This window comes from Erwinia pyrifoliae DSM 12163 (genome assembly GCF_000026985.1).
Classification (GTDB): domain Bacteria; phylum Pseudomonadota; class Gammaproteobacteria; order Enterobacterales; family Enterobacteriaceae; genus Erwinia; species Erwinia pyrifoliae.
Map to the genome: position 1 here is coordinate 1,563,394 of NC_017390.1, position 18,172 is coordinate 1,581,565.

General features: G+C 57.4%; 15 protein-coding genes, 1 pseudogene and 1 riboswitch. Of the genes and pseudogenes, 4 read left to right on the forward strand and 12 right to left on the reverse strand.

Translation table 11 applies throughout. From position 1 onward, the window contains the following. Nucleotides 1–14 precede the first annotated feature (14 nt). Nucleotides 15–1,127, forward strand: coding sequence for an iron-sulfur cluster carrier protein ApbC (apbC, locus tag EPYR_RS06905; protein WP_012667683.1), 1,113 nt, complete (start codon nucleotides 15–17; stop codon nucleotides 1,125–1,127). 38 nt (nucleotides 1,128–1,165) lie between these two features. Here the strand turns inward: apbC and EPYR_RS06910 are convergent, their stop codons facing one another. Both EPYR_RS06910 and EPYR_RS06915 read right to left on the reverse strand, forming a co-directional pair. Further along, entirely contained in the window at nucleotides 1,166–1,411 is a 246-nt protein-coding gene (locus tag EPYR_RS06910) for a hypothetical protein (RefSeq protein ID WP_012667684.1), read from the reverse strand. Nucleotides 1,412–1,447: 36 nt separating this feature from the next. Then, on the reverse strand, nucleotides 1,448–1,870 hold the full coding sequence (locus tag EPYR_RS06915) for a GNAT family N-acetyltransferase (RefSeq protein ID WP_012667685.1): 423 nt from the start codon (nucleotides 1,868–1,870) through the stop codon (nucleotides 1,448–1,450). Between the two features lie 316 nt (nucleotides 1,871–2,186). On the opposite strand from EPYR_RS06915, the gene EPYR_RS06920 reads away from it, so the two are divergent. Then, nucleotides 2,187–2,729: a chorismate mutase gene (locus tag EPYR_RS06920; RefSeq protein WP_012667686.1), complete on the forward strand. Its 543-nt coding sequence runs from the start codon at nucleotides 2,187–2,189 to the stop codon at nucleotides 2,727–2,729. A 381-nt stretch (nucleotides 2,730–3,110) separates the two neighbouring features. Here the strand turns inward: EPYR_RS06920 and EPYR_RS20880 are convergent, their stop codons facing one another. Both EPYR_RS20880 and EPYR_RS21510 read right to left on the reverse strand, forming a co-directional pair. Further along, nucleotides 3,111–3,359, reverse strand: coding sequence for a hypothetical protein (locus tag EPYR_RS20880; protein ID WP_187298254.1), 249 nt, complete (start codon nucleotides 3,357–3,359; stop codon nucleotides 3,111–3,113). 11 nt (nucleotides 3,360–3,370) lie between these two features. Next, nucleotides 3,371–3,526, reverse strand: a pseudogene (locus tag EPYR_RS21510) (hypothetical protein); the annotation flags it as partial. Nucleotides 3,527–3,646: 120 nt separating this feature from the next. After that, a riboswitch (TPP riboswitch) is annotated at nucleotides 3,647–3,748 on the forward strand. A 34-nt stretch (nucleotides 3,749–3,782) separates the two neighbouring features. Between EPYR_RS21510 and thiM the strand changes: the two are divergent. After that, a complete protein-coding gene (gene thiM / locus EPYR_RS06930; protein WP_012667688.1) occupies nucleotides 3,783–4,574 on the forward strand; it encodes a hydroxyethylthiazole kinase in 792 nt (263 codons plus the stop codon). Continuing rightward, nucleotides 4,571–5,371: a bifunctional hydroxymethylpyrimidine kinase/phosphomethylpyrimidine kinase gene (thiD, locus tag EPYR_RS06935; RefSeq protein WP_012667689.1), complete on the forward strand. Its 801-nt coding sequence runs from the start codon at nucleotides 4,571–4,573 to the stop codon at nucleotides 5,369–5,371. The genes thiM and thiD overlap by 4 nt, the downstream gene beginning before the upstream one ends. A gap of 96 nt (nucleotides 5,372–5,467) precedes the next feature. Here the strand turns inward: thiD and yegS are convergent, their stop codons facing one another. The 8 genes from yegS to EPYR_RS06975 form a co-directional block, all read right to left on the reverse strand. After that, nucleotides 5,468–6,370, reverse strand: a complete 903-nt coding sequence (gene yegS / locus EPYR_RS06940) for a lipid kinase YegS (RefSeq protein ID WP_012667690.1) — start codon at nucleotides 6,368–6,370, stop codon at nucleotides 5,468–5,470. Between the two features lie 176 nt (nucleotides 6,371–6,546). Next, on the reverse strand, nucleotides 6,547–7,452 hold the full coding sequence (locus EPYR_RS06945) for a hypothetical protein (protein WP_012667691.1): 906 nt from the start codon (nucleotides 7,450–7,452) through the stop codon (nucleotides 6,547–6,549). A 113-nt stretch (nucleotides 7,453–7,565) separates the two neighbouring features. Beyond that, nucleotides 7,566–7,976, reverse strand: a complete 411-nt coding sequence (locus tag EPYR_RS06950) for a CesT family type III secretion system chaperone (protein ID WP_012667692.1) — start codon at nucleotides 7,974–7,976, stop codon at nucleotides 7,566–7,568. Between the two features lie 650 nt (nucleotides 7,977–8,626). Continuing rightward, complete coding sequence (gene baeR, locus EPYR_RS06955; protein ID WP_012667693.1) at nucleotides 8,627–9,334, reverse strand: envelope stress response regulator BaeR; 708 nt, start codon at nucleotides 9,332–9,334, stop codon at nucleotides 8,627–8,629. A 14-nt stretch (nucleotides 9,335–9,348) separates the two neighbouring features. Beyond that, nucleotides 9,349–10,734, reverse strand: a complete 1,386-nt coding sequence (gene baeS / locus EPYR_RS06960) for an envelope stress sensor histidine kinase BaeS (RefSeq protein WP_012667694.1) — start codon at nucleotides 10,732–10,734, stop codon at nucleotides 9,349–9,351. 4 nt (nucleotides 10,735–10,738) lie between these two features. Beyond that, a complete protein-coding gene (gene mdtC / locus EPYR_RS06965) occupies nucleotides 10,739–13,813 on the reverse strand; it encodes a multidrug efflux RND transporter permease subunit MdtC (protein ID WP_012667695.1) in 3,075 nt (1,024 codons plus the stop codon). Beyond that, complete coding sequence (locus EPYR_RS06970) at nucleotides 13,810–16,929, reverse strand: MdtB/MuxB family multidrug efflux RND transporter permease subunit (protein WP_012667696.1); 3,120 nt, start codon at nucleotides 16,927–16,929, stop codon at nucleotides 13,810–13,812. Before EPYR_RS06970 ends, mdtC begins: the two co-directional genes overlap by 4 nt. Continuing rightward, a complete protein-coding gene (locus tag EPYR_RS06975) occupies nucleotides 16,929–18,149 on the reverse strand; it encodes an MdtA/MuxA family multidrug efflux RND transporter periplasmic adaptor subunit (RefSeq protein WP_012667697.1) in 1,221 nt (406 codons plus the stop codon). The genes EPYR_RS06970 and EPYR_RS06975 overlap by 1 nt, the downstream gene beginning before the upstream one ends. Nucleotides 18,150–18,172 lie beyond the last annotated feature (23 nt).

Sequence of the window (18,172 nt, forward strand, 5' to 3'; positions counted from 1 at the left end):
AGCAAGGAAACCCGATGACGTTATCCTCCCGGCAGCCCCATACACCCGAAGCACTACGCGCTATCGTCATGAATGTGCTGGCCACATTTGAACACGCCAGCCTGCAGCATAATCTCACCACGCTGAAAGCGTTGCGCCATTGTGCGCTGATCGACAACCGTTTGCATATCGAACTGGGTATGCCGTTTGTCTGGCAAAGCCCGTTTGAACAGCTGAAAGACCAGGTCAGCGCTGAACTGCTGCGTCTGACCGGAGCCGGAGAGATCGGCTGGCGCTTAACGCTGAACGTGGCAACGCTGCAACGGGTAAAAAATCGTCCCGGCGTTAACGGGGTGAAAAACATCATTGCCGTTAGCTCCGGCAAAGGTGGGGTCGGTAAATCCACCACCGCCGTCAATCTGGCACTGGCGCTGGCGGCAGAAGGGGCAAAAGTTGGCCTGCTGGATGCAGACATTTACGGCCCGTCAATCCCGGACATGTTGGGTACAGAAGACCAGCGCCCAACCTCACCGGACGGTACGCATATGGCACCGATTGTTGCACACGGGCTGGCGACTAACTCCATTGGCTATCTGGTAACCGAAGATAACGCCATGGTCTGGCGCGGCCCAATGGCCAGTAAGGCGTTGCTGCAGTTATTGAATGAGACGTTATGGCCGGAACTGGACTATCTGGTGCTGGATATGCCGCCTGGCACCGGAGACATCCAGCTGACGCTGGCGCAAAACGTGCCGGTGACCGGGGCGCTGGTGGTCACCACGCCACAGGATATTGCGCTGATCGATGCGCGCAAGGGCATTGTGATGTTTGATAAGGTCAACGTGCCGGTTTTGGGTGTGGTGGAAAATATGAGCGTACACATTTGCAGCCAGTGCGGTCACCAGGAATCTCTCTTTGGCAGCGGTGGCGCGGAAAAACTGGCGCAGCAGTATCATACCCGCCTGCTAAGTCAACTTCCGCTGCATATCAGTCTGCGCGAAGATCTGGATAACGGTGAACCGACGGTCATTCGCCGCCCGGACAGCGAATTTACCGGGCTTTACCGCCAGCTGGCGATAAACGTTGCCGCCCAGCTTTACTGGCAGGGCGACGTTATCCCTGAAGATATTGCTTTTCGTACCCTGTAAACTGCCCTGTCGCGCGGCCGATGCTTTCCTGTTGGCCGCTAAACCAGGCGCACCAGACGCTGTTGGAAACCGTCCACCATCGAGTAGTCGTAATCAATCTTTCCGGCGTCAAACAACTGGTTGAGCAGGGTAAAATCATTATCCGGCGTCACGTTGCAGCGGTGGTTGAGCAGGGTATCCTGAATGGTAAATGTGCTATCGCCGCGAGCGATACGCTGCAGATATTGCAGCATTTCCCAGGCTACCTTGCTAACACCCGCCTGCTCATGAAGCGATCTGTTCATCGTCAACTGTCCCTTCTGTTTGATTTGAAAGCGCTATTAAAGCACATAGTGCATCAACAGATATTCGCCCCGATCGCTTTGCCCCTGTGCGGCCACCCGCCAGCCGTGCTTTTTATAAAAACTTTGTGCATGCAGATTTTCCGTCTGGCATTTGAGCGCGCCGGTCGAGGTAAAGCTGCTTTGCACCGCCTGTAGCAGCGCGCTGCCAGCGCCGCAGCCCTGGTATTCAGGGTCGATAAACAGGCTGTGCAGGAAATTATCGTTATCCAGCACGGCGGCGAAACCAACGCGGTGCCCCTGTTCTTCTGCCACCAGTATCCGTTCGCCCAGCGTGACGCGGTCGAAGTCCTCCAGCTGCCATTCGCTGGTATCGCACCAGGTCCAGTTGGTTTTACGCGCGGCGAGAAAAAGCGTGCGCAGAAACGGGCGATCGGCTTCATTAAAAGGGCGGATTTTCAAAACGAGACTCCTGACATCAATACGCCGTACGGCAACGGCGCGAAGTTTATCTCAAAATCGTCAAACCCGATGTACAAAAAAGCGTGCGGTCATGAGAGCGTTTATCTCAGCTTAGCGTATCAGGGCAGGAGCGTGGGATGAACGCCTTAAACCATCGGCCTTCTTACCTTTATCGACATTTTTGTATAATTTCAACGCTTAACGGGAACTGGGGCAGCAGCTTACACCACAAACCTTATAGAAAAGGCTGTGAAAATTTAACATTGATTGCTGGTGCGTACTGGCGACTGAGGATTGACAGAAAAGGTGGAATTCAATGGGTAATAAAGTTCCAATGGGGCTGGTGCTTTTGGCGGGACTGCTTTTCTCGGCAACGGCAATGGCGACGTTAGCACCAAAAGACGATGTGGCTGCGTTGATCAACCAACGTTTGTCCTACATGAAGGATGTGGCAGGATACAAAGCGAACAATCATCTTGCTATTGAAGATCTCTCCCAGGAAGTCAAAGTTTTGTCCGGCTCGGTGGATTTAGCGGTCAAGCTGGGGCTGGATGGCGAGTCGGTCAAACCCTTTATACAAGCGCAAATGGATGCTGCCAAGGCGATCCAATATCGCTACCGGGCTGACTGGCTATCCGCAGCGCAAAAAGGGTGGCAACCCCAACCGCTGGAGCAGGTGAGATCAAAAATCAGCGCCCTGAGCACCGATATTCTGACTCACATCAGTCAAAGATTAACCCGGGGCGATCTGTTTACCGACAAAACCGCTTTTACCAAAGGGCTTGACCAAACCAACTTAAAAGACAGTGATAAAACCCGCTTGTGGCAAGCCTTGCAGCAAATTACTTTGCATAAGTAAGTGGAAATAGTTCTTTTCAACATCGCCACGCCTCACAGAACGTGAACTGTCCCGGTCGTGAAACCTGTGGCGATGACAAGGCGCGGTTAAAGGCTCAGGGCATCACCATAATGACCTTTGTCAAAGGGCTGGGTTGCGCGACGGCGGCTGGCTAAAATGCGTTTTCAGCATTGGTGCCTGGCCCTGACGATGGTGTTTATCCGCCAGCATAGCTCACGATGTTAACCCGCTGAGAACAAGAATCCGCCTTGATAAGCTTTGAATACTCGCATCAGCATTTTTTGTTCCAGATCATCTTTTCATTAAAAGGGCAGAGATAACTTTTCTTTATGAGGTAAGATAAATCTTACAGGCCTGTAGTTTGTAGCTAATTTTATCAATTTACTGAATAAAGGTATTGATATGCCAATCAGCGATCATAACTACGTCAATTTTTCCGAAGATCACGAAATGAACTACCACGCGAGGAAAGTCGATAAGCGGGAAACGGCTATGAATCGGGAAACGCTCAGAACCATGGGTACGGAGCGTAAAGCCCAGCTTCAGCAGGCCCGGCTCAAACATTCTGAGTTCCACCCGTACGTCAAAGAGAATAAACATCGACTTGATTAACATGGCAAATTTTTTCACATAGCGTGCAGTTAACAATGAATGACGATGTGTATATCACCTGAATCTAACAGATCGTCATTCATCTTTTCAGCCCGCGTCAGGCGCAAGCGTTGCAGCACATTCTCCGCCAACGTCAGATAAGACATCACTCGATGTGATTTCAGGCTGTTAGCCTGATACTTCAGGTCTTACCCTCTATTTCAGCGTCACAGCACGGCAGTGGTCAGGTAGCCTGACCCGGATAGCCCGGTTTGCTGCTTGCCTTCGGCCAGTCACTTCCCTATGCTGATTCACTGATAAGCATGACCAATGACTCGGGGTGCCGTTCCTTCACCGGAACCGGCTGAGAAAAACCCGTTGAACCTGAACTGGATAATGCCAGCGGAGGGAAGTCAGATGCCCAACCGGCATCGCCTTCTTGATCGCCGGTTGGGAGTAGAAATGATCCAACCTCAAGCCCTTCGCCACGCCGACGTGGCCCGTTCTTTGACCCTGTTTCGCCAGCAACCTCCGCTCATTCACTGTATGACCAACGATGTGGTGCAAACCTTTACCGCTAACGTGCTGCTGGCGCTGGGCGCGTCTGCGGCGATGGTTATCGATGGTGAAGAAGCCGCGCAGTTCAGCGCAATAGCCGATGCGCTGCTGGTCAATGTCGGTACGCTGACACGCGGGCGTAGCGAGGCGATGCTGGCGGCGATAGCGTCCGCTAAAGCTGCCGGGCGCCCCTGGACGCTGGATCCGGTGGCGGTCGGTGCGCTGGATTTCCGCACGCGTTTTTGTCAGCGATTGCTTTCGCTTAAACCTGCCGCCATTCGCGGTAACGCTTCTGAGATGATGGCGCTGGCCGGGCAGCCCGTCAGCGGACGCGGCGTCGACAGCCTGCATGCGTCGGATGCGGCCATCAGGTCCGCCATCTTACTGGCACAGAAAAGTGGGGCAGTGGTGGCCATCAGCGGCGAGGTGGATTTCGTCACTGACGGCCAGCGGGTACTTCGCGTTAACGGTGGCTCTGCGCTGATGACGCGCGTGGTCGGCACCGGCTGCGCGCTGTCGGCGGTGGTGGCCGGTTTTACCGCACTGTCGGGCGACCGCCTGACGCATGTCGCCAGCGCCTGCCGGCTGGTTTCTCTTGCCGGGGAACGTGCTGCGGCACAGGCGCGGGGGCCTGGCAGCTTTATCCCGGCCTTTCTGGATGCGCTGTATCAGCTGGATGCGGAGGCGCGGGCATGAAACGTATTAATGCCATGACCATTGCCGGCACTGACCCAAGCGGGGGGGCGGGCATTCAGGCCGATTTGAAAGCGTTCTCCGCGCTGGGCGTTTACACCACCAGCGTGATCACCGCGCTGGTGGCGCAAAACACCACCGGCGTACAGTCGGTGAGGCGCATCGATGCTGATTTTGTCGGTGCGCAGCTTGATTCGGTGCTGTCTGACGTGCGCATTGACACGATCAAGATCGGCATGCTGGCGGACAGTGACATCGTCGAAGTGGTGGCGCAGCGGCTGAAAAAAACCAGCGCGCCCTGGGTGGTGCTGGATACGGTGATGCTGGCGAAAAGCGGTGATGCGTTACTTAGCGACGGGGCTGTCGCCACGCTGCGTGAACGGCTGCTGCCGCAGGTCTCGCTGATCACGCCAAATTTGCCTGAAGCGGCGGCATTACTCGACTGCGCCCCGGCAGGAGATGAAACGCAAATGCGGCAACAGGGCAGGGCGCTACGGGCGCTGGGCTGCCGGGCAGTCCTGTTGAAGGGAGGCCATCTTAGCGATTCGGAAAGCCCTGACTGGTTGTTTACGGCGGAAGGCGAGCAGCGCTTCAGTACGCCGCGCATCGCCACGCGCAATACGCACGGCACCGGCTGTTCGCTGTCGGCGGCGCTGGCGGCGCTGCGCCCACGCCATGATAACTGGGCAGACACGGTACAGGCAGCCAAACAGTGGTTACAGGGCGCGCTGGCGCAGGCGGATTCGCTGGAGGTTGGCCACGGACAGGGGCCGGTTCATCATTTTTATCAGTGGTGGTAGGTGACCAGCGATAGCGAGAACATATGAGTTTGCCCGGCGGGGGTACAAACGCCGGGCGTGCCATGCAGGGCTACAAAGCGCGATGTCAGTAACAGATTATGCCAGCAGTTCGCAGGAGGGTGGCAAACGGCATTCCAAAGCGGCGGGCAGCACTTCAATATGGAACTCGGTGCCGCTAAGCGGCTCGCCGTCGAGATTAAACGTCATCTCGTGCGGGGAGCGGATGGTCAACCACGGCAGGGATGCGGAAACCAGGTTAGGATTGTCGTCCCCACCACGGGTCAGTTTGTGCATCAGCGTGGGCAGCAGATCCTGTGAAGGGGCGATGCTCAGCGCCAGTTTGCCGTCGTTGATCAGTGCGGTCGGGCACAGGCGCTGACCACCGCCGGCCTGTCGCCCGTTACCGATGCCGATCACCAGCGCGTCACCCTGCCAGTGAAAATCCGGCCCTTCCAGCGTGCAGCTGTCCGCTTTCAGCGTATCCATGCGCGTCAGGCCATGAATAAGATAGGAGACACCACCGAGCGCCGATTTCAGTTTTTCCGGCGTTTCACTGGTAATGCGCGTGCCAAATCCGCCGGTCGCCATGTTAATAAAGTAGCGATCCTGATTAACCCGTGCCAGATCGATGGGCGTTGCTTTGCCGAGTATCGCCAGTCTGAGGGCGTTTTCCATCTCCAGCGGAATTCCCGCGCTGCTGGCGAGATCGTTGGCGGTGCCGAGCGGTACCAGCCCCAGCACCGGACGATGTTCCGGCGCGATCCCCGCCAGCGCGGTGGCGACCTCATTAATCGTGCCGTCACCGCCGGCGGCAATCACCGTGGCTGCGTTAAGTCTTACCGCTTCGCGTACGTAGCGCTCGCCGTCACCATGTTCCCAGGTGACGCGCACTTCCAGACTGAATCCCTCTTCACGCAGGGTAGAAATGGCCTGGCGCAGCTCTTCATTGCCCGCGTTTTTGCCGTTTAAAATCGCCAGCGTTACTAAATGTGTTTCCATATTTTGATCCCTGAAGGCAATTGCCGTTTGCATCAATCTATAGCATACCTTGCCGCCGTTGAGTAACCCAGGAGAAATGGAACTCCTGGATTACGCCTTTTTGCCGGGCGGGAATTTATGCGTGGCAACAGCCGCCGCAGCCGCGTCAGGGACTTTTCATCGCCTCTTTTTCAGCATCAGTGATGGTCGTTGAAAAGATAATCGAAGCTTCTGCCATAGTACTGACTGTCACGGGTGTAAGTGGTGCTGGGATCTGTATTAACCCGGACATCGAACGAGCCGAAGGAGTCATCGTTTAGCGCGTGACTCACCAGATCGGAGGAATGAAGGGCAGGTAATCCCTGTTCCCGCAGTTTTTTCTGCAACTTATCACTGCTCAGTACTTTAACATCACGTAATAAGGCCATATCACTGCGGCTGGCCGTATCAGACACATCCCAGGTTTCATTACGGTATTGACCCATCAGGTCGGTCAGCGCCATGTGCGTCCCCCTGCTTGCGTCATGCAACACCGTCTGGTCAAGGGTGCTGGCGCTGGGATGCTGGGGCCAGGCATCGACCACTACCGTATTGCGTTCCCCGTAATGCGAGTCGCGGTGATCGCCGAGCATGACAAATTCGTGACTGTTATCTTCCGGCAGGCGAATACGCATGCGGCAAATTGGCCGATCGACGCCTTTGCTTTTCAGCGCCGCCGCTGCGACTGACGCATGGACTGAACAGTTACCCCCCTGGAATTTTTGTGCACGCTTCAGGTGATTGGTTATCCCACCTCCCGAGTATTTTTCGTAGCCGAGGTGCATCCTCGCCCAACTCTCTCCTGATGTGGCGCGAATAGAGTGTTGCTGGTTGCCTGCACCATGTGGCAGCACATTTTTCACCACGCGATTAGCCCAGCTGGCATCGGCAAGCGCAGACATGGTTCCTGAACTCACCACAACTTCACGATGCTGATAGCCTGACAGTCCTAATGAACTTGCGTTGTGCGTTTCGTGAACTTTGCTGTCGGTTTCATAATTTTCAACAATGGCATTGTAAGAGGCGGAGGATGAGCTTCCTCCGAATATGCGGAAATTTGGCATGGGTTCTCCCGTTGGTGTTTAAAAATTCAAATCAATCTCATGCAACAAAATCAGGCTATACCGTCAACGGTTTTTTTTACTGCCCTGAGGGATTGTTTATTGTTGGCGGTCAGTTACTTGGGTTGTGTGGCGTCCCCACGGTACATTCCGTGTGCCAGATGAAAAATTTTCTGGAACAGTTTGACTGCGCTTTCTTCCTTCAGCTCGTTTAAAGGCTGGCGAGTGGAGATAACCAGCTTTTTCCTTTTGCTGTCCATGCCGAAAATGACCGCCGGATGTGTCAGTGAAAAGCTGTTTTCCGCCAGCAGGGATTCCATTCCATCGGGAGCAAACCAGACCTCTGGCGCCGGGAATGTTGCAACGATATTGATATAACCAGGCTGCGTACCGATCAAATGCATACTTAAATCATGGTCGAAAGTCAGGCGATAGACGTCATCATCCTGGTGTGCGGGCGGGGATGTTGCCGGCTGATATACCTTTGTGATGGATCGACAAAGAGAGTGAAACTCTTTATTGCGCATAGAAAACCTTTAGTTGTCTTAAAAACGCTAAGTGGAAAAATGTCAACAAAGGTTCCATTTATTCACCAATCGGGAATGCAGTCGTTGCGGCGACAGGTCGCTGTTGTGTTGCATCGATGGTAAAGGGATGTCCGGTCAGGTACGGCGGAAAAAGAAATGACCCGCACGGGGGAGCCGTGTGGGCCTAAGATGTGACGAGGATCGTTCATCCTGCATGCCTTTACAGACATGATTCAGAACAGATGATTATGCTATTTGGATTTAATTGTTAGGAGCCTGTGCATCTTGGCAGGAAACTGAGCGTATTACTGTGATCGCATTCTAAAATTAATCACCTGACGAAACTTTTTTTGTAAATTCCGTTGCCTGGGGCGGCACAAATAACCTTCGGTATAGCCACGATGCGCCAGTCCTGCCAGCGTGGTCAGCAGATTGGCGTTAAACGGCTTCCCTGATGCGGCATCATCGTTGCGGCCGAGAAAGCCGTTCCGGTTTAACCATAATGTCTCAGTCTTGATATCAGGTCCGAAATAGTGATGAGGGACAGAGGCTACAGCGAAATGCGGTATCAGCCGTGAATGACTCGCCAGGTGAGCGCATGGCCCGTGCTGGGCGCAGATGGTAAAGCGGGGCTGTCAGGAAACGCTGATCTAAATCAAGCGACAGCCATCTGCTTCCCAGCGATAGCCGATGCCGTACACCGCACGTATAAACGGCTGCTCGGCATCCAGTGACTCCAGTTTACGGCGCAGGTTTTTGATATGGCTGTCAATGGTGCGGTCGGTCACCACCCGATAGTCATCATATAAATGATTGAGCAGATGTTCGCGCGAAAACACTTTGCCCGGCTGCTGCGCCAGCGTTTTCAGCAGGCGAAATTCGGCCGGGGTGAGATCGAGCGGTTTATCATCCCAGCTGGCCTGAAAGCGTTTTTCATCGATCAGCAGCGGTGAAATATTGAGCGCCTCGTCCGTTTCGCGCCGGCAGCGCCTGAGGATGGTTTTGACGCGTGCCACCATTTCACGCGGGCTGAAGGGTTTACAGATATAGTCGTCTGCGCCGATCTCCAACCCGAGCAGGCGGTCGATCTCTTCGATTTTTGCAGTCACCATCACTACCGGCAACTCGGAAAAACGGCGCAGCTCGCGGCATACCGACAGCCCATTCATTCCTGGCAGCATCAGGTCCAGCAGCACCAGGTCGGGCGTATGGTGTTTCACCCAATCGACCACTTCATCCCCGCGTAGCAGATGATGGGTGCGGTAGTGTGCAGCCTGCAAATAGTCGATCATCAGCTGACCGAGTTTCGGCTCGTCTTCGACGATCAAAATCAGCGGAGTGGCAGGGACCTGGTTCATTTCATCAGCCCGGTTCAATGAGTTTTATACGGTAAGTGTATCGTAATTCTCACGCCTCCTGCAGCGGAGTGATCGGCGGTGATAGTGCCGTCATGGGCTTCGACAATATTCTGACAGATAGCCAGCCCCAACCCGGACCCGCCGCTGGCACGGTTGCGTGAAGCGTCCGCCCGGTAGAAGCGATCAAAAATATCTGCCCGCTGCCGATCGTTGATACCCGGTGCGCTGTCATCAAAGTGCAGCACGTTGCCGTGTGAATGCCGCAGTAAGGTGATATGCAGACTGCCGCCGGGATCGGTATAGCGCAGACTGTTTTCGAACAGGTTGGTAAACAGCTGCATCAGCCGGCCAGCGTCGCCGAACTGGGCGGCATGCGGCGGCAGATCCAGCGTTAACGTCAGCGGGTGCTGCGCAAGACGGTGACGGAAGTTGCCCGATACCAGTTCCAGCAGCGGTACGAGGTCGGTCTGGCTTTTACGATAGGCCAGCGCGCCTTCATCGGATAACGACAGCTGATGCACATCATCCACCAGCTTGGTCAGGGTGGCGACCTCGCCCTGCAGGGAGATAATCGACTGCGGGGTCAATTCACGTACCCCATCCTGAATGGCTTCCAGCTCGCCGCGCATGATGGCCAACGGGGTGCGCAGCTCGTGGGAGATATCGGCCATAAAGGCGCGCCGCATGCTCTCGTTTTTTTCCAGCGTGCTGGCCAGGCGGTTAAAGTCCTGTGCCAGCCTGCCCAGTTCATCACGGCTGGAATCCTCAACCCGGCTGGTAAAATCCCCGGCGGCAAGATGATGGGTGCCCGCGACCAGCCGTTTAACCGGAGCCAGCAGCCCGCGAGACATCAGCCAGGTGACCAGCGCGGCAAGCAGCATTGTCAAGCCAACAATCATCCAGCTGGTGCGTTTTTGCTGCTGGTCAAAGTTGATGTCGGCACTTCGCGTCAGCCGTTCAGGGGGCGAGCCGATCACCCAGCCCACCACCGTACCGTCGTTGCTGATAATACTCCGCCGCGAGCTTTCCGGCGGCAGCGGCATGCGCGGCCCGATCATGATTTGCGATTGCTGGTCAATAACCCAGAACGGCGTGCGCCAGCCGTGTGGCGGCAGCTGCGTACTGGCGTCCGGATTTTGCTCCATAGAATGCAGGATGTTATAAACCAGCTTGGTGTTATTACGCAGAAAGTCCCAGCTACCGTGCTGCTGGTACTCGTCACCCAGCGCATCGGCCAGCAAAATCAGCCGCTGCTCGTTGCCGCGCTTGATATAGTCAATAAAGCCATGTTCAAAACTCAGCCGCACTCCCCAGTGCATGGTGATCAACACCAGCATACAGGTAGAAAAAATGGCGGCGAACAGCTTGGCGGTAATGCCGATACGGATTTTTGCCAACATGCTATCAGCTTTCCTCTTGCACCGGCTGCAGCCGGGGTTTGCGCCGCAGTTTATCCATATACAAATAGATTACCGGCGTGGTGAACAGCGTCAATAGCTGGCTCACTACCAGCCCCCCAACAAGGGTGATACCCAGCGGCTGGCGCAATTCCGCGCCGTCGCCGCTGCTTAGCACCAGCGGCAGTGCGCCGAGCATCGCCGCCAGCGTGGTCATGATGATCGGACGGAAACGCAGCAGGCTGGCCTGAAATATCGCCTCGCGCGCCGACATCCCGCCCTGGCGCTGAGCCTGCAGGGCGAAGTCGACCATCATAATGGCATTCTTCTTGACGATGCCAATCAGCAGCAGAATGCCGATCAGCGCAATCAGGCTGAAGGGCGCGTTAAACAGCTTCAGCGCCAGCAGCGCGCCCATGCCCGCCGAAGGCAGGGTGGAGAGGATGGTTAACGGATGAACATAGCTTTCATACAACATACCCAGCACGATATACACCGTGGCAATCGCCGCGAGGATCAGCCACAGCTGGCTGCTCTGCGTCTGCTCAAAGACGGCCGCCGTGCCGGAAAAACTGCCGCGCACGCTGGCAGGCACGCCGAGCGCGGTCACGCTGCGGTCAATGGCGGCAGCGGCCTGTGACAGTGAAACGCCTTCCGGCAGGTTAAACGACAGGGTCGAGGCGGCCGACAATCCTTCGTGTTCGACCGAAAGCGGCGCATTAGCCGGCTGCCAGCTGGCAAAGGATGACAGCGGGATCGGCAGGCCCTGGCGGTTAATCACATACATCTGGTTCAGCGCATTGATATCCTGTGCGTAACGCGCATCGACCCCCATCACCACCTTGTACTGGTTGAGCGGCTGATAAATGGTGGAAATCTGGCGCTGACCAAAGGCGTTGTTGAGCAGGCCGTTGACGTCGGCAACGTTAATGCCCAGCCGCGCCATACTGGTACGGTCATAGGTCAGGGCCATTTCGGCTCCTTTATCCTGCTGATCAGAGTTCACGTCCACCAGTTCAGGCAGGGCAGCAAAAGCACGGCGTATCCTGGGTTCCCACTGGCGCAGATCGTCGAGGCTGTCGGACAGCAGCGAGTACTGATATCCGGCATTAGACTGACGCGCCCCGATCCGCAGATCCTGTACGGCCCTCAGCCAGAGGCTGGCTCCCGCTTCTTTCGCCAGCTTGCTGCGCAGGCGGGCAATCACCTGCTGAGCATTATCGCTGCGTGTGGATAACGGTTTTAGCACAATAAACATGGCCCCGCTATTGGCTTCCCAGCCACCGGTAAAGCCCACCACGCTTTCCACTGCCGGATCGGCATGAACGATGCGCATAAAGTGTTCCACCTTGCCGCGCATCGCCTGGAATGAAATGCTCTGGTCGGCCTGAATAAAGCCCATCAGCCGCCCGGTGTCCTGTTCCGGCATAAAGGTTTTTGGTATGGAAACGAACAGGTACATCGTCAGGCCGAGGGTGGCGACAAACACCAGAAGCGCCCAGCGCGCATGGTCGAGTACCCCGTGCAGCGCACGGCCGTAGCCCTGCTGAATGGCCACCAGCATCCGGCCGAAGCCACGCAGGCGTGGCTGCTGGCGCGGTGCCGTGCTGCGTAACAGCCGGGCGCACATCATTGGCGTCAGCGTCAGTGATATCACCAGTGAGATGGCAATCGACACCGACAGCGTGATAGCAAATTCCTTGAAGAAGCGGCCGATTATCCCACCAAGCATCAGCATCGGAATAAACACGGCGACCAGCGAGACGCTCATTGCTACCACGGTGAAGCCCACTTCACGCACCCCCAGCAGCGCGGCCTGCAAAGGTTTGAGACCCGCTTCAACGTGGCGCGAGATATTCTCCAGCACCACGATGGCGTCATCAACCACAAATCCGGTGGCCACGGTCAGCGCCATCAGCGACAGATTATTCAGGCTGAAGCCACACAGGTACATGGCGGCAAAGGTGCCGATCAGCGAAACCGGCACCGCAATGGCCGGGATCAGCGTGGCGCGGCCGGATCGCAGAAAGGCAAACACCACCAGGACAACCAGCCCGACGGAAACGGCCAGCGACTGTTCTACCTCATGCAGTGAAGCGCGGATGGTTGGAGAGCTATCCTGGGCGATCTCAAGTTGAATGGCGGCAGGGATGCTTTTACGCAGTTGTGGCACTTCACTGCGTATGCGGTCAATGGTCGCGATGACATTGGCCCGTGGTGACTTGCGGATAACTACCAGCACCGCCGGACGTGCATTGGACATCCCGGCGGTGCGCACATTCTCCACCGAATCAGTGACGGTGGCGACATCTTGCAATCGTACCGCCGCACCGTGGTGATAATGGATCACCAACGGCCGGTATTCGGCGGCGGTATGCAGCTCATCATTGGTTTTCAGCCACCAGCGCTGTTGATGATCCTCAATGGCTCCCTGGGGCTTACGCACGTTGGCATTGGCGATGGTGGTACGCACCGCATCCAGCGAGACGCCCTGATTAAACAGCGCCTGGGGATTGAGGTCGACGCGCACCGCCGGCAGCGAACTGCCGCCGACAGTGACATCGCCGACGCCGTCGATTTGCGCCAGTCGTTGCGCCAGCTGCGTGGAAGCATAGTCATAAAGCTGTCCCGGCGAATGATCATCCGAGGTGAGCGTCAGGATCATGATCGGCGCATCGGACGGATTGACCTTACGATAGCTCGGGCGGCGCGGCATGCCGCTGGGCAACAGGCTTTGCGCGGCGTTAATCGCGCCCTGCACATCGCGCGCCGCGCCATTAATATCGCGATCGAAGTCGAACAACAGCACCACCTGGGTACTGCCGAGCGAGCTGCTGGAGGTCATTTCGCTGACGCCGGCAATTCGCCCCAGCACCCGCTCCAACGGCGTGGCGACCGAGGAGGCCATAGTTTCCGGCGAAGCGCCGGGCAGTGAGGCGGTGACCACAATCACCGGGAAGTCCATCTGCGGCAGCGGTGCGACCGGCAGCATGCGCAAGCCAAGAAACCCGGCCAGCACCAGCGCCAGCGCCAGCAGACAGGTGGCAACCGGGCGATGAATAAACAGCGAGAAGAATTTCACTCTGCCCCCCGTGCCGGCAGACGACGGCGGGCAGCCCGCGCCAGGCGATCGAACAGCAGGTAAATCACCGGCGTGGTGAACAGCGTCAGCACCTGGCTGACCACCAGCCCGCCGACCATGGCGGTGCCGAGCGGACGCCGGAGTTCGGCACCCACTCCGTGACTCAGCATCAACGGCAGCGCGCCAAACAGCGCGGCAAGCGTGGTCATCAGGATGGGGCGGAAGCGCAGCAGGCAGGCCTGGTAAATGGCTTCATATGGCGTCATTCCGTGGTCACGCTCAGCTGCCAGCGCAAAGTCGATCATCATGATGGCATTCTTCTTCACTATGCCGATAAGCAGAATAATACCGATGACGGCGATCACATCCAGCTCGCTACCGGCGATCATCAGCGCCAGCAGCGCACCTGCACCGGCGGTAGGCAGGGTAGAAAGGATGGTCACCGGGTGGATAAGGCTCTCATACAGTACGCCGAGCACAATATACATCGCCACAATGGCGGCGACGATCAGCCATACGGTGTTGGAAAGCGCCGTCTTGAAGGCCAGCGTGCTGCCCTGGAACCGGGTGATGATATCTGCTGGCATCGCCAGATCCTGCTGCGCCAGGCTAATGGCATCCACCGCCTGTTCCAGCGAAGCGTTGTCGCTGACGTTGAACGAAAAGGTGGTGGACGGAAACTGGTCGAGGTGATTAATGCTCAGTGCACCATAACGCTGTTCAACGCTGGCAATGGCGCTAAAGGGAACGCTGCCGCCGTCGCTGCTTTTCAGCCGTACGCTCTGCAATGCCGCCAGCCCCGGCGTGGCCGCCGTGTCGTGTTCCAGCACCACGCGATACTGGCTTGCCTGAGTAAAAATGGTGGATACCAGCCGCTGGCCAAAGGCGTTATACAGCGCATTGTCCACATCGGCCAGCGAAATGCCGAGGCGGCTGGCGCTGTCACGGTCAACGCGAATGTAAGCTTCCAGCCCCCGATCCTGCCAGTCGCTGCTCACGTCCCGCAGTTCAGGCAAACCCTGCAGCGCCGCCAGCAGTTCAGGTACCCACAGGCTAAGCGCGTCGAGCGAGCCGGCCTGTAAGGTGAACTGGTACTGGGTGCGGCTGGCCTGGGTATCAATGGTCAAATCCTGCACCGGCTGCAGATAGAGCTGGATGCCGGGCAGCCGTGCAACCTGCTGTTGCAGGCGAGCCATCACTTCAGTGATATGGTCGGTGCGCTCATCCAGTGGTTTCAGGTTAATTTGCAGCCGTCCGCTGTTGATCGCCTGGTTGTTGCCGTCAACGCCGACAAACGAGGTCAGACTTTGTACCGCCGGGTCTTTCATGATAACCGAGGCCACCGCCTGCTGGCGCTGTGCCATATTGGCATAGGAGACCGATTGTGGCGCCTGCACCGTACCCTGGATGATGCCGTTATCCTGCAGGGGGAAAAACCCCTTCGGGATGGTGACCCACAGCAGTACGGTGATGGCCAGGGTGGCAAGCGCCACGCCGAGCGTCAGCCAGGGGTGGTTAAGCACGCGTTGTAGCAGGCGGCCATAACGGGCAATGACGCGGTCAAACAGCGCTTCGCTGGCGCGCGCGAAGCGGTTCTGCTGGCGCACTGACCCGGTGTTTAACATTCGGGCGCACATCATCGGCGTCAGCGTCAGTGAGACAAACGCCGAAATCAGGATCGCCACGGCCAGAGTGACAGCAAATTCGCGGAACAGGCGGCCGACGATATCGCCCATAAATAGCAGCGGAATAAGCACCGCAATCAGCGAGAAAGTCAGTGAAATAATGGTAAAGCCGATTTCGCCCGCTCCCTTCAGCGCCGCCGCCAACGGTTTCTCGCCCTTTTCGCGATGGCGTGAGATATTTTCCACCACCACAATGGCGTCATCGACCACGAAGCCGGTGGCGATGGTCAACGCCATTAGCGTCAGATTGTTGACCGAGAAACCGAGGAAATACATCGCCGCAAACGTGCCAATAAGCGACAGCGGTACCGCCACCGCCGGAATCAGCGTGGCCGCCGCGTTACGCAGAAAGAGGTAGATAATCATCACCACCAGCGCCAGCGCCAGCAGCAGCTCGAACTGTACATCACGCACCGAGGCGCGGATATGGGTGGAGCGGTCGCTCAGCAGCTTAACCTCGACCGATTTCGGCAGCGAGGCGGTTAGCGACGGCAGCAGGCGACGGATATTATCGGCGGTAGCAATGATATTGGCTCCCGGCTGGCGCTGTACGTTCAGCACGATGGCCGGCTGGCGGTTGGCCCAGGCACCCAGCCAGCTGTTTTCCGCTCCCTGTTCTACCGTTGCCACGTCGCCGAGGCGCACCGGCGATCCGTTTTGATAGCTGATGATTAGCTGGCGATAGCCTTCAGCGGTTTTGATCTGATCGTTGGCGGACAGGGTAATTGAGCGTTCCGGGCCATCGAGGCTGCCTTTTGCCGAATTCACGTTGGCACTGCCGATCGCGCTGCGCACCGTTTCGCTGGTGATGCCGAGCGCGGCCAGCGCCTGCGCGTTCAGTTTCACCCGTACCGCCGGGCGTTGCCCGCCGGAAAGCGTCACCAGGCCTACGCCGGTAACCTGAGATAGCTTCTGCGCCACGCGGGTTTCCACCATATCGGCCACCTGGGTCATGGGCATGCTGGTGGTGGTGACGGCCAGCGTCATCATCGGCGGGTCGGCGGGATTGACCTTGCTGTAAACCGGTAGATTGGGCAGGTCGCCCGGCAGCAGGTTAGTGGCGGCGTTGATCGCCGCCTGTACTTCCTGTTCGGCAACATCCAGCGCCAGGCTTAGCTGGAATTGCAGGTTGACCACCGAGGCACCGCCGGAGCTTTGCGAGGACATCTGCTTCAGGCCGGACATCTGCCCGAACTGGCGCTCCAGCGGGGCGGTGACCGCCGAGGTCACCACGTCCGGGCTGGCACCCGGGTACAGAGTGACCACCTGGATGGTGGGATAATCCACTTCCGGCAGGGCGGAAACCGGCAGGGCGCGATAGCCCATGATGCCGGCGAGTAACATGGCGATCATCAGCAGCGTGGTGGCGACCGGCCGCAGAATAAACTGACGTGACGGACCGCCGCCGGGCGATGGGGGCATAACCTGCATCAGTGGCTGGCTCCCGTGGCGGGCAGGGCGGTTTTGCCGGCGGGCGGCGTGGCCTGGGGGGGCACCACTTCTATCTGTGCGCCATCGGTCAGGCGATCCATGCCGTCGGTCACCACTTTCTCGCCGGCTTCCAGCCCGTCGCCGATCACCACTTTCTCGCTATCCTGCAGGCCGGGCGAAACGGTTTTTTTGCTGACCTGATTGTCGCTGTTAATCACCCAGACAAAATGACCCTCGTTGCTCATCTGCAATGCGGCTGTCGGGATGACAATGGCTTCTTGCAGCGTGCCGATCTTCAGGCGTGCGTTGACAAACTGGTTAGGGAACAGGCGGTCGTCCCGATTATCAAAGCGCGCTTTCAGCTTAACGGTGCCGGTAGTGCTGTCAATCTGGTTATCCATACTCAGCAGCACGCCCTGGGTCAGCCGTTTTTTGTTGCTGCGATCCCATGCTTCCACCGGCAGCTGGCCGTTTTTCTGTGCACTGAGGATGCTGGCAATATCGTTTTCCGGCAGGCTGAAGACCAGATCGATAGGATGAGTCTGGGCAATCACCACCATGCCGTTGCTATCGCCGCTACTGACATAATTGCCAACGTCGACCTGTTTCAAACCGACCCGACCGGAGATGGGGGCGGTCACGCGGCTATAGGACAGGTTGAGTCTGGCGCTGGCCACGCTGCCTTCATCCGCTTTGACCGTGCCGAGCGTTTCACTGACGCGCGCGCGCTGGGTGTCAAGCTCCTGAGCAGAAATCAGCTGGGTTTGCGCCAGTTTTTCATAACGCGCCAGGTCGCGCCGTGCATGGGTCAGCGTTGCCCGATCCTTCGCCAGCTGCCCCTCGGCCTGCATTAAAGCCACTTCGTATGGGCGCGGATCGATCTCAGCCAGCAGCTGTCCGGCTGTAACCTCTTGTCCTTCGTTAAAATGCAGGGCGACCAGGTCGCCATTAACCCGGCTGCGCAGCGTCACGGTATTGGCAGCGGTCACCGTGCCCAGCCCGGAGAGATACTGCGGCACGCTCTGATGTACTGCCTCAGCGGCCTGCACCGGCAGCGGTCTATCGCCCGCGTGCTGTGCGCTGGCTCGCTGCTGTTCTGAACCCTGGCGGGTTTGCGCCGTGGATGCCCTACTGTGGCTGTACCACCCGTAAAGCGCGGCAGCGGCCAACATGGCGGCGATCGTCATGGCGATAAGAGGGAAACGGCGGGGTATTTTCATCCTGTGTACTGCTCTCCGTGAAA